Annotated in this window: 11 protein-coding genes; 8 read left to right on the top strand and 3 right to left on the bottom strand. The window is 67.6% G+C overall.

All coding sequences use genetic code 11. The features are described 5' to 3' along the window. Positions 1-198 precede the first annotated feature (198 nt). Positions 199-840, bottom strand: coding sequence for a TetR/AcrR family transcriptional regulator (locus M5J20_RS09105; RefSeq protein ID WP_253578825.1), 642 nt, complete (start codon positions 838-840; stop codon positions 199-201). A gap of 154 nt (positions 841-994) precedes the next feature. Between M5J20_RS09105 and M5J20_RS09100 the strand changes: the two genes are divergently transcribed. The 6 genes from M5J20_RS09100 to M5J20_RS09075 all read left to right on the top strand — a co-directional run bounded on the left by M5J20_RS09100 (position 995) and on the right by M5J20_RS09075 (position 7,607). After that, on the top strand, positions 995-1,753 hold the full coding sequence (locus M5J20_RS09100) for a 3-hydroxyacyl-CoA dehydrogenase (protein WP_253578821.1): 759 nt from the start codon (positions 995-997) through the stop codon (positions 1,751-1,753). Between the two features lie 2 nt (positions 1,754-1,755). Next, entirely contained in the window at positions 1,756-2,742 is a 987-nt protein-coding gene (locus M5J20_RS09095) for an NAD(P)H-dependent flavin oxidoreductase (protein WP_253578819.1), read from the top strand. A 32-nt stretch (positions 2,743-2,774) separates the two neighbouring features. Then, positions 2,775-3,545 carry an electron transfer flavoprotein subunit beta/FixA family protein gene (locus M5J20_RS09090; RefSeq protein WP_253578817.1) on the top strand — a complete coding sequence of 257 codons (771 nt, stop codon included), beginning with the start codon at positions 2,775-2,777 and terminating at the stop codon, positions 3,543-3,545. A gap of 13 nt (positions 3,546-3,558) precedes the next feature. After that, the gene (locus M5J20_RS09085; protein WP_253578814.1) at positions 3,559-4,536 is read left to right on the top strand and encodes an electron transfer flavoprotein subunit alpha/FixB family protein; all 978 of its coding nucleotides are present in this window, start codon (positions 3,559-3,561) and stop codon (positions 4,534-4,536) included. Between the two features lie 10 nt (positions 4,537-4,546). Next, the gene (locus M5J20_RS09080) at positions 4,547-6,331 is read left to right on the top strand and encodes a cytochrome b/b6 domain-containing protein (RefSeq protein ID WP_253578811.1); all 1,785 of its coding nucleotides are present in this window, start codon (positions 4,547-4,549) and stop codon (positions 6,329-6,331) included. Positions 6,332-6,494: 163 nt separating this feature from the next. Next, positions 6,495-7,607, top strand: a complete 1,113-nt coding sequence (locus tag M5J20_RS09075; protein WP_437177638.1) for an MFS transporter — start codon at positions 6,495-6,497, stop codon at positions 7,605-7,607. A gap of 1 nt (position 7,608) precedes the next feature. Here the strand turns inward: M5J20_RS09075 and M5J20_RS09070 are convergent, their stop codons facing one another. Beyond that, positions 7,609-8,790, bottom strand: coding sequence for a multidrug effflux MFS transporter (locus tag M5J20_RS09070; RefSeq protein ID WP_253578808.1), 1,182 nt, complete (start codon positions 8,788-8,790; stop codon positions 7,609-7,611). Between the two features lie 18 nt (positions 8,791-8,808). Between M5J20_RS09070 and M5J20_RS09065 the strand changes: the two genes are divergently transcribed. Both M5J20_RS09065 and M5J20_RS09060 read left to right on the top strand, forming a co-directional pair. Next, entirely contained in the window at positions 8,809-9,456 is a 648-nt protein-coding gene (locus M5J20_RS09065) for a pirin family protein (RefSeq protein ID WP_253578805.1), read from the top strand. Positions 9,457-9,465: 9 nt separating this feature from the next. Then, positions 9,466-10,980 (top strand): IS1096 element passenger TnpR family protein, encoded by a 1,515-nt coding sequence (locus tag M5J20_RS09060; protein WP_253578802.1) that lies wholly within the window; start codon positions 9,466-9,468, stop codon positions 10,978-10,980. On the opposite strand, the gene M5J20_RS09055 is transcribed toward M5J20_RS09060, so the two are convergent. Further along, on the bottom strand, positions 10,977-11,378 hold the full coding sequence (locus tag M5J20_RS09055) for a VanZ family protein (protein ID WP_253578798.1): 402 nt from the start codon (positions 11,376-11,378) through the stop codon (positions 10,977-10,979). The genes M5J20_RS09060 and M5J20_RS09055 overlap by 4 nt on opposite strands.

Raw genomic sequence — 11,378 nt, 5'->3', positions numbered from 1 at the left:
GGAAGGGCTCACGACTATTGGGCTACCACTATGGGGGTACGCACCAGCTGCTTCCGCGGGCGCCGCGCTCATCCCATACCCCAATAGTGCCGCGAGACGCCTGCAACAAAATCGCAGGTCAGAGAAAGCGGGCTCACGACTATTGGGCTACCACTATGGGGGTACGCGCCGCCGCCAAACAGCGACAGTCCCCCGCCCCTACTCCCGGTTCGCCCCCACGACAGCGAGGGCGAGGCGGGAGTATTTTTCCGCCACGGACTCGGGGGATTCGGGCCCGTCCATGCGGAACCACACGGCGATGCCTTGAACCGCGTTGAGGATGAAGCGGGAGACCATTTTCGGGTCCGCGTCTGTGGTGAACGCGCCGCTGGCGACACCCGCCTCGACGACGCTCCGCAGGGTTTTCTCGGTGCGGTCGCGACGCTCGGCGTAGACCTGGCGGTTCTCCCCCTCGAGGGAGCGGATCTCCGTGTCCAAGAACGCGAGCTCGCGGTAGTTCGCCATGTAGAGGGCGAGCGCTTCGGTGAGGTTGACCAGCTGGGCAACTACGTCGTCGCCCGCGTCCTCGACGCTGGCGGTGACCTTTGCCTCCACGATGTCCATGGCCAGGTTGAGCAGCGCAACCAGCATGTGCTGCTTTGAGTCGTAGTAGTAGTACAGCGCGGGGATGGTCACGCCGACGTCTTTGGCGATGGCTCGCACGGTGGTGGCGTGGTATCCCCGGCGCGCGAAGTGCCTGAGCGCAACGGCGAGGATGTCATCCAGTTCGAGGGGCGGAAAAGCACGCCAGTCGGCTGGAAGATTCATCACTGCGTCTGCGGGAACTGCACGGTTGGGCACAGAGGAAGCGTATACCGTCGCTTCTGCGCGTGTTGCCAACATGCGTCGAAAAGCAAGTGCCTGAAAATCGTTGCATGGAATGAAGCGCGCAAGCTATGATGATTTAACGCTCGCTAAGTAACGCGCGTCACACTCACAGCAAGGGAGAGATTTCATGCACATCCAGGGAAAGACCGCACTTGTCACCGGCGGCGCGTCCGGCCTCGGCCTCGCCACCACCCGCGCCCTTGTCAACGCTGGGGCTCACGTTGTTGCCGTCGACCTGCCGCAGGCCAACCAGGACCAGCTCAACGAGCTCGGCGATGACGTCACCTTCGTCGGCGCCGACGTGACCAGCGAGGAGGCCGTGCAGGCCGCCGTCGACGAGGCCAACAAGAACAACACCCTGGCCATCGTGGTCAACTGCGCCGGCATCGGCAACGCGATCAAGACCGCTGGCTCCAAGGGCGCGTTCCCGCTCGCGGACTTCCAGAAGGTGATCAACGTCAACCTCGTCGGCACCTTCAACGTGATCCGCCTCGCCGCTCAGGCCATGCTGGATAACGAGCCGGACGGGGAGGAGCGCGGCGTGATCATCAACACCGCCTCCGTCGCCGCATTCGACGGCCAGATGGGCCAGGCCGCCTACACCGCCTCCAAGGCCGGCGTCGCCGGCATGACCCTGCCGATCGCCCGCGACCTTTCCCGCTCCCTGATTCGCTGCTGCACCATCGCGCCGGGCACCTTCGAGACCCCGATGCTGGCGTCCCTGCCGCAGGAGGTGCGCGATTCCCTGGGCAAGCAGGTGCCGCACCCGTCCCGCCTCGGCCAGCCGTCCGAGTACGCGCAGCTGGTGCAGGCGATTGTGGAGAACCCGATGCTCAACGGCGAGACCATCCGCCTCGACGGCGCGATCCGCATGGGGTTGAAGTAATCATGGCGCAGATTACAACTCGCATCACGGAGCTCCTCGGCATCGAGCACCCGATCATGCAGGGCGGTATGCAGTGGGTCGGCCGCGCGGAGCTCGCATCCGCAGTGTCCAACGCCGGCGGCCTGGGCATTCTCACCGCGCTGACGCAGCCGACGCCGCAGGACTTGGCCAACGAGATCGACCGCTGCCGCGAGATGACGGACAAGCCGTTCGGCGTGAACCTGACCATCCTGCCGTCCATCGCTCCCCCGCCGTACGCCGAGTACCGCCAGGTGATCATCGATAAGGGCGTGCCGGTAGTGGAGACTGCCGGCTCCAACCCGGCGGAGCACATCCCCCACTTCCACGACGCCGGCATCAAGGTCGTGCACAAGTGCACCTCCGTGCGCCACGCCGTGAGCGCGCAGAAGGCCGGCGTGGACGCGGTGTCCGTCGACGGCTTCGAGTGCGCCGGGCACCCGGGCGAGGACGACATCCCGGGCCTGGTGCTCCTCCCGGCCGCAGCCGAGCAGCTCACGGTACCCTTCGTGGCCTCCGGCGGCATTGCCGACGGCCGGGGCTTGGCCGCCGCGATGGCACTCGGCGCCGAAGGCGTGAACATGGGCACCCGCTTCCTCTGCACCGAAGAGGCACCTGTGCACCGCAACGTGAAGGAAGCCATCGTCGCCCGCGACGAGCGCGAGACGGAGCTGATCTTCCGCCCGCTGCGCAACACCTCCCGCGTGGCCCGCAACGAGGTCTCCATCGAGGTCGTGGACAAGCTGAACAAGGGCGCGCAGTTCGAGGACATCCGCGAACTGGTGCGCGGCGTGCGCGGCCGCGAGGTCTACGAGACCGGCGACCTCGACGCCGGCATCTGGACCTGCGGCATGGTGCAGGGCATTATCCATGACATCCCGACATGCCAGGAATTGATCACCCGTATGGTCAATGAGGCAGCGGAGATTATTACGCAGCGCCTGAACAGCTTCGTAGTCACGCAACCATAACCACCTTCGACCCCCCAGGAGTGAAACCCGCAATGCGCATCGCAGTGCTCTTGAAAGAGGTCCCCGACACGTACGGGGAACGTGAACTGGACCTGGAGACTGGCCTCGCGGTCCGGACCGGCGACAACGTCGCCGACGAGATCGGTGAGCGCGCCGTCGAGGCGGCGCTCGCCATCGCGGAGGCGCAGGGCGGGGAGGTCGAGGTGCTCTCCGTCGCGCCGGAATCCGCCGCGGGCAGCATCCGCAAGGGCCTGGCCATGGGCGCAACCGCCGCGCACGTTGTCACCGACGACGGCCTGGTGGGCGCCGACGTGACGCTCACCGCGCAGGCGCTCGCGGAGCTGGTGCGCCGCGGGGATTACGACCTGGTGGTCGCAGGTAACCTCTCCAGCGACGGCAGCGGCGGCGTGGTCCCCACCATGGTCGCTGAGCTTTTGGATTACCCGAACCTGACCAACCTCACGTCCATCGAGGTGAACGGCTCCACCGTCACCGCCAGCCGCGCGAGCGACGGCGTCGTCGTAGAGCTTTCTGCGGACCTGCCGGCCGTCGTCTCCGTCACGGAGGCGTTCCCGGACGCCCGCTTCCCCAACTTCAAGGGCCTGATGGCTGCGAAGAAGAAGCCGCTGGACACGGTGAGCCTGGCTGACCTGGGCATTGACGCGGAGGATTTCACTCCGGCGCGCGCAATCATCGTCGATGCGTCGCAGCGCCCGCCGCGCGAGGCCGGCACCATTATTCACGACGACGGCACCGCCGCCGCTCAGCTCGCAGACTTCCTGGCCGCGAACAAGTTCATCTAAGGGGACTGAAGACATGACGAACACCAACGAAGCAGTACTCGTCGTTATCGACGCAGCCCCCGCAGGCGGCATCGCCAACTCCGCCGCCGAGCTCATCGGTGCCGCAGCCGGCATCGGCGCGCCGGTGGCGCTGGCCACCTCCGCAATGGGTTCCGACGAGGAGCTCGCCAGCGCACTCGGTGGCCTCGGCGCCGCCCGCGTGCTTATCGCCGACATCGACGACGCCGCGCTCACGGTCCCGCTTGCCGACGCCGTCGTTGCCGCCATCAGCGCAACCCAGCCCGCCGCGATCATCTTCTCCAACTCCATCGCCGGCCGCGACGTCGCAGCCCGCGTCGCCGTGCGTCAGCGCAGGGCATTGCTTGCCGACGTCACCGGCGTGCGCCGCGACGAGGAAGGCGTGATCACCGACCACTCCGTCTTCGGCGGCAACTACCTCACCGTCGGCGCGGCGACCCACAGCGCACCGGTGATCACCGTGCGCCAGGGAGCGGTTGATGCGCGAGCAGAGGGTGTGCAGGCGAGCGTCGAGAAGCTCGAAGTTGCGCGATCCGGCAAGCGTGCCGCGACGGTGACCGGCACGTCCATCGCCGAGCAGACGAGCTCGCGCCCGAACCTGCGCACCGCCGACAAGGTTGTCGCTGGCGGCCGCGCGCTGGGTTCCCCGGAGAAGTTCGAGGAGCTCGTGGGCGGTCTCGCCGATGCTCTCGGTGCCGCCGTGGGTGCGAGCCGCGTGGCGGTTGATACCGGCTACATTCCGGCCGACCACCAGGTTGGCCAGACCGGTGTGGTGGTCTCGCCGCAGCTGTACATTGCGCTGGGCATTTCCGGCGCGATCCAGCACCTCGCGGGTATGCAGACCGCCGACACCATCGTGGCCATCAACAACGACGCGGAGTCCCCGATCTTCGAGATCGCCGACTTCGGCGTGGTCGGCGACATCTTCGAGGTTGTGCCGCAGCTTATCGACGCCGTGAACGAACGCAAGTAGGGAGATTCCCATGTCTGTAGTCCTGCGACGAGGACTCCCCCGCGTCCCAGGCGGGGACGCTTGGCCCCCGGAATGGGCCGTTGGACCTGAAAACGCCGAGGTAGTCGGTGCCGTTGAGGGCGCTGCGCCTGCTCCGGCTACTGCGCCCGCCGCGCCGGCCGCCGAGGCTGAGATGCCGGCTGCTGAAGCACCGGTTGAAACCCCCGACTCCCCTACTCCGGCCGCAGCTACGCACACCGCTGCACCGGGCGCAGTGTCGCAAGCATCCGTTGCGTTGCGACGCGGTCTCCCCCGTGTTGCCGGCGGCGAGCCGTGGCCACCGGCCGGCGAAGTGACCGTCGAGGTCGCCGAGGCTGCGCCGATCGCTGCCGAGGTCTCCCCGGAGGCGCCGGCAGCTGCTGCGCCGGCAGCACCGGCTGCACCGGCAGCCGCAGCACCTGCTGCCGCCCCAGCCGAGCCCGGCGCGACTGAGACTGTCACGCTCCGCAAGGGTCTCCCCCGCCAAGCCGGCGGTCCGGCATGGCCGGATGTGGACACAGCTCAGGTGCCGGTGACGGCAGCGCCGGTTGCCGCGCCGACCGCAGCTGCTGCCGCTCCGGCACCGGCCGAGGCTGTGCCGGAAGCACCGGAAGCTCCGGAAGCGGCCGAGCAGCCCGCAGCGGAACCCGCCGCCGAACCCGCCGAGCAGCCGGCCACCGAACCGGCGGCTGCAGCAGCAGCGGCCGCAGGCACCGGCACCGCAGCGGCGGCGGCAACGACCGCGGCTGCTGGGAAGGCGAAGGCGGAGAAGACAGACGTCGAGAAGCAAAAGCCCGCGGCGGAGAAGCCCGCAGCCGAGAAGAAGCCTGCCGCGAAGGAAGAGCCGAAGCTGTACGGCAAGTACACGGCCGGCGGCTGGGCGTGGCGCGGTGCTGCGGCGCTCGCGGTGCTGTTCGTGCTCGGCGCGATGGCTGTGATGAGCGCGCGTTACCTCGTGGAGGCGACGGCGTGGGGCCGGGACTTTGTGGCTCGGCACCCGGGTGAGCAGCCGCTGCCCGAGTGGGCGCCGGTGGGTTTGCCGTGGTGGCTGAACTGGGCGCACTTCTTCAACATGTTCCTGATGCTGCTGATTATTAGGACTGGTCTGCAGGTTCGCCACGAACGCAAACCGGAGGCGTACTGGGCCCCGCCGTGGGCGCCGAAAAAGAAGGTCAGCATCAACCTGTGGCTGCACCAGGCGCTGGACATTCTGTGGGTGCTCAACGGGCTTGTGTTCTACATCCTGATTTTCGCCACCGGCCACTGGGTGCGCATCGTGCCCACGAGCTGGGAAGTCTTCCCGAACGCGCTGAGCTCGATGCTGCAGTACTTCACCCTGAACTGGCCGCTGGAGAACGGCTGGGTGCACTACAACGCGCTGCAGGAGCTGGCGTACTTCACCACCGTATTCATCGCCGCTCCTCTGGCGATCATCTCCGGCTTCCGCATGAGCAGCTTCTGGTCCGACAACTGGAAGGGCGCGGCGAAGTACTACCCTGCGCCGGCGGCCCGCAAGATTCACTACCCGGTGATGATTTACTTCCTGGTGTTCATCGTCATCCACGTGCTGCTGGTGCTGCTCACCGGCTTCCGCCGCAACATGGCGGGTATGTTCGCCGCCCGCGGCGATGTGGACCCGAGTGTCTACGCCACGAGCTGGATCGGCGTTGTGGTCTTCCTCGGCGCGGTAGTCGCGATGATTGCGGGCTGGTTTGCCACCCGACCGATGTTCGTCGCCCCGGTGGCGAATCTGACGGGCAACGTGAGCAACCGCTAATCGACGCTCATTTTCTTACGCGGGTTCGGCTTCGGCCGGGCCCGCTTTCTCGTCGGTGGAGCTGGGCGCTTTCCGGCGTGTGTGCGGCGTGCCCGGGTGCTAGCTTTCTCGCGTGACCACTTCGCACCACCCAGCCAAGATGCAGATCGTGCCCTTGGCCGCGATGAGCTTCGCGGCGTTTGTGTACGTGACGTTCGAGATGTTCTCCGTCGGCTTGATCACGCCGATGGCGGCGGACCTCGGTGTCTCCGAAGGCCAGATCGGCTTGCTGATGACGGTTTACGCCGGGCTCGTTGCGGTGGTGACCATCCCGCTGATGGCTGCGACGAGCCATCTGAACCGCCGCCCGCTGTTCATGGCCACGCTCGGCTTCCTGCTCACCGGCATTGCGCTGCAGGCACTCGCGCCGAACTACTGGGTGCTCTTCGCCGGCCGCGTCACGGCCGCACTGACGCACGGGTTGTTCTGGTCCATGGTCAACCCGATGTCCGCACGCCTCGCTCCCCCAGGTCAGATGGGTCGCGCGGTGGCCGCGGTCTCCTTCGGCGCGACGATGTCCACGGTCATCGGTGCGCCGCTGTCCACGGCCATCGGTAACGCGATCGGCTGGCGCAACTCCACGTGGGTGCTCGGCGCCGCGACGATCGTAGCCGTCGTGCTGCTGCTGCGTACCCTGCCCTCGATGCCCGCGCAGCCGCGCGACGCCAACGCCGGCACCCAGGGTGCGAAGGCAGCCATCCCCTCACTCATCGTCTACCTGGCCTGCGCGGTGACGGCGCTGTTCGCAAGCTTCACGTACCTGGCGCTGCTCGTGGAATCCACCGCGGGCCCGCGCTGGGTGCCCGTGGGCCTGTCTATGTACGGCCTGTTCGGCATCGTGGGCGTGGTGTTCGCCGGCCGCCGCGTAGACCGCCGCATGATCCGCATCAACGGCCTGGACACGGTGCTGCTCATGACGGCCGCGCTCACCGGCATGATCGCGCTGCAGCTGGATTCCGGAGTGTTGATGTTCCTCACCGTCGCGGTGCTCGGCATCGCTGCAGGATCCCTCCCCACCGCAGGCACGACCATTTTTATGCACGCAGGGCGGCACAACCAGGACCTCGTGAGCTCCATCTACGTGGTCACGTTCCAGGTCGGCATCGCGTCCGGCTCGGCGCTGGGCGCCTTTACTGTGGACGCCGGTTATCTCGCCGGAACGCTGCTCATCACCCTGATCCTCGGCGCGGTGGCCCTGGTGGCGCTGGCCGGCTTCTCCAGGCCCAAGCTGCGCTAACCTAGCGCGCCGCCGGTGTGCGGGTGAGCAGCAACACGGCTGCCAGCGCGACCGCGGCGCAGGCCAGCGAGGACACCGCCATGGCCAGGGCATGGTTGGTGCCCAGGCTGGCCAGGGGAGCCACCGTGGCCGCGACCAGGAACTGCGTGAACCCGATCGCCCCAGTGCCGGCACCAGCGCCGATGTCGCGCACGTCCTCCACGGCCAGCGCGGTGGCGTTGGCGGAAATGAAGCCGGACATCATCGGCAGCAGCGCCAGCAGCGGGATGAACCACCAGGTCAAGTCCCCAGCCAGGGCGAGGATGATCAGGGCGGCGGCAACGCAGACGTCGATAAGCAAGGCAGCGGTGAGCACCCGGCGGGGCGCGACGCGCTTGACCAAGCGCATGTTCAGGGCGTTGGAGAGGGGAAACGACAGGGCGAGCGCGCCGAAGACCAGCGAGAATGCGGTCGGGGAGAGGCCGAGCTGGCGCTGCAGTACCAGCGGCGAGGCAGAGATGTAGCTGAACAGCGCGCCGAAGCCGAGGGCGCATGCGAGGAGGTAGCCCACGAAGACGGGACGGCGCAGGCACTGCGCGATGCGGGGGAAAAGGGTGCGCAAGCCTCCCGGCGCGCGGCGCTCCGCGGGCAGCGTCTCGGGCAGCCATAGCGCCAGCAGCACCTGCACGAGGTTCACGGCGGCGAGGAGCCAGAAGATGCCGCGCCAGCCGACCATCGGCAAGAGCAGGCCGCCGATCGCGGGCGCGATCGCCGGCATGAAGCCCGTCAGCGCCATGAGAGCGGAGAACGCGCGGGCGGCGGCGGTGCCGCGGGAGAGGTCGGGGATTACGGCGCGCGAGACCACGATGACGCAGCCGCCCGCGATGCCCTGCAGGAAGCGCGCACCCACCAGGAACCAGATGTTCGGCGCGATGGCGCACAGCACCGAGGTGACGAAGAAGACCAGCGAGGAGATCAGGATGGGCCGTTTGCGGCCGGTTCCGTCTGAAATCGGGCCGAAGAGCAAGTTACCCACGGCCATGCCCACCATGAAACCGGAGATAGTCAGCTGTACCGCGGGGGCTGTGGTGCCCAGGTCAGCCTGCAGCTGGGGCAGGCCCGGCAGGTACATGTCGATGCCGAGCGGACCAGCCGCGGCGAAGAACGCGAGGGCGAGCATGAGTCCAGCTGAAAGTTGTGGCACGCAGGTACCATAACGCACATGGACAACCTCGATTTGACCCCGCTGTCCGGGGCCGCCGGCAGCGCGGACCGCATCGGCGCATGGGACCTCGCCGTGGCGCTGGATACGCGCGATGCGGAAGGGCAGCTCGCACCCCGCAGCGGCCGCCAGAGTTTCTTCTGGGTGGCGGACGGGGAGCTGCGGCTCACCGGCCCGGGCGGTTTCAACGAGCCGGTCACGCCCGACCAGGTAGGCGTGGTCAGCGGGTCGCAGGTGCGCGGTGCCGGTCGCGTTGTCGGCGCGCGCCTCGACGCAATTGCGGATGCGGAGGGCACGGTCGAGATCTTCGAGCCGGAAATTTTCACGCTCCGCGGCGTGACCACGGAGATTTCCGGCGAGGCGCGCGTGCTCGCGGGCACCATGTTCGGCCGCACGTCCCCGGTCGCCACCGCGCACCCGGTGGTCGCCGCGGAGCTGCGCCTGGCCCCGGGCGCTGAGGTTGCCTTCACGCTCGAGCCGAACTTCGAGTACGGTTTGCTTGCGCTTGCCGACGGCTGCGCTGTCCAAAACGTCGACGTCCCCGCGGGCGAAGTTGCCTACGCGGAGGCCGGCGGCAGGACGTGGGGTGTGAAGAACCGTGCGACAGGGTGGGTTCGTGCCGTGGTGTTCGGCGGCGAGCCGATCTAGGGGAGGGCTATGAATGTCACGTTGCTGATGACGTTGGAGGACGCGAATCCGGAGATTACGCGCACCATCAACGTCGACGATTCGATGGATCTGGGTCAGCTGTCCGAGGTGATCAACGCGGCGTTCGGCTTCTCCGGCGCGGCATCGCACCTGTACGTGACCGGCTCGGGGGAGCTGCGTCAGGTCTTCGCCGAGGTGCCCAGCGCGGGCGAGGCCGACGAGGCGGATCTGACGGTGCACAAGTTCACCGAGATCACCTACATCTACGACCCGACCGCGAATTGGAACGTGCACATTGAGGTCCTCGGCCGCTCCCAGCTCGACGGTCCCACACCCTTGCTTATCGACGCTTCCGGGCCCGACATCGTCGAAGCCACCAACGGCCCCGCCATGATGACGCGCTTCCGCGCCGAGGCACGCCGCATCGCCGCGGGCCTCGAGCCCGACATGGAGATCACCCCGCTGCTGTTGAGCTTTCTGCCGGTGATGTCCCCGGAGCGCATGCTGCAGCGCCTCACCGTCACAGACCCCGTGGCGGTGGCCACCCGCATCGGCTTCGTGGCGGAGGAGCTGTTTTTCGACGCCGCCCAGGAAGCCTCCCTGGACCCGCGGGCGCTCGACCTGGCGAACCAGTTCGAGGAGTTCATCGATTCGCGCCCGGAGCTGCGCGACATCCTGCAGAACGACCCGGCGCCGGACCGCAACCCGACGCTGATCGCCGCCGTGGCCGAGTTCTTCGAGCAGCACGCCGGCGAAGATGTCCTGGGCATGCCCATCCCCGGCCTGGACATTCCCTTCCGCGACTCGCGCGACGACGATGACTTCCCGCACCTGCGCGGCGTCCCCGGCGTACCGGGCGTGCCCGGCGTACCGGGCCAGCAGGTACCGGGCGCCCCGCACCTGACGGTGATCCCGGGAATGGGCGAAGGGGAGATCCCGCCGATCGGCGCGCCGCACAGGATGGCTGATGACGAGGAAGGCGATTTCCTCGCCTCCGTCCTGACCACCGCCGTCGAGGAGTTCCGCGTCCCCGCCAAGCTCACCAGCAAGGGCTATCTCACCAGCGTCACGGTAGAGAACTTCCTCCGTTACTTGGACATCCCCAACATCTGGAGCCGCCCGCGCGAGACCACGGAGCCGTCTGTGCATCTGCTGCGCAAGGTGCTGGAGGGCGCGGGCTTCATCGAGGAAAGCAAACCTGGCTACCTCAGCATGACCTACACCGGCGGGAAGTTCGTGCGCTCCGCCGATCCGGTCGGGGAGTTCGCAGGTGAACTCTGCGCCGGTTTCGAGCGCGCCTTCGGCATGGACTGGCGCAGCATGTCCGCGTGCATGGCGGATTCCCTCGGGGTCATGGAGGTGCCGGAGCACAACCACGATTTCCCAACCGCGGCCATGGAAGATGCAATTTCGCTGCTCTTCTCAGCCGGCGGCATATACGAAGGGCCCACGGGTTTGGAGGCCACGAGGGACGGCCGCCGCCTGCTCGAGGCGATGATGCGGCGCTACCACTTCGCCCGCTAGGGCACTCGCTTGCCGACGATCACCCGCGCCGCCATCGCCCCCAGCAGCGCGCCGAGGGTGTTGAAGAGCAGGTCATCAACGTCGGAGTAGCCGGCGGCGAGCACGTACTGCGCGACTTCGATGAGGAAGCTGAAGGCGAGGCCGGCGAGCGCTGCGGGCCAGATGCCGCCGAAAATCAAGAACGCGACCCAGCCCACCGGCACGAACAGCGCGATGTTGCCGATCAGGTTCAGCCACGGCCCCCACCACACGTTGTAGTACTTGAAGCTGGACAGCGGCTCGAGGCGCAGCTCCTGCACCTGGTGGTTGTCAGCCGACCACACGCCTGGCACGGAGAAGTACGCCTTGCCCACGGTGAAAACCAAAACCGCCGCGATGACGATCACCGCGGCGGCCAA

Source organism: Corynebacterium stercoris, from assembly GCF_024160105.1.
Classification (GTDB): Bacteria; Actinomycetota; Actinomycetes; order Mycobacteriales; family Mycobacteriaceae; genus Corynebacterium; species Corynebacterium stercoris.
The sequence above is the reverse complement of the archived record's forward strand: the minus strand, read 5'-3'. Positions and strand labels throughout refer to the sequence as shown.

What these genes read in the sequence shown, in the direction of transcription:
- M5J20_RS09100 (WP_253578821.1), top strand. Translation starts at nt 995, where the DNA reads ATGCACATCCAGGGAAAGACCGCACTTGTCACCGGCGGCGCGTCCGGC.
- M5J20_RS09095 (WP_253578819.1), top strand. Translation starts at nt 1,756, where the DNA reads ATGGCGCAGATTACAACTCGCATCACGGAGCTCCTCGGCATCGAGCAC.
- M5J20_RS09090 (WP_253578817.1), top strand. Translation starts at nt 2,775, where the DNA reads ATGCGCATCGCAGTGCTCTTGAAAGAGGTCCCCGACACGTACGGGGAA.
- M5J20_RS09085 (WP_253578814.1), top strand. Translation starts at nt 3,559, where the DNA reads ATGACGAACACCAACGAAGCAGTACTCGTCGTTATCGACGCAGCCCCC.
- M5J20_RS09080 (WP_253578811.1), top strand. Translation starts at nt 4,547, where the DNA reads ATGTCTGTAGTCCTGCGACGAGGACTCCCCCGCGTCCCAGGCGGGGAC.
- M5J20_RS09075 (WP_437177638.1), top strand. Translation starts at nt 6,495, where the DNA reads ATGAGCTTCGCGGCGTTTGTGTACGTGACGTTCGAGATGTTCTCCGTC.
- M5J20_RS09065 (WP_253578805.1), top strand. Translation starts at nt 8,809, where the DNA reads ATGGACAACCTCGATTTGACCCCGCTGTCCGGGGCCGCCGGCAGCGCG.
- M5J20_RS09060 (WP_253578802.1), top strand. Translation starts at nt 9,466, where the DNA reads ATGAATGTCACGTTGCTGATGACGTTGGAGGACGCGAATCCGGAGATT.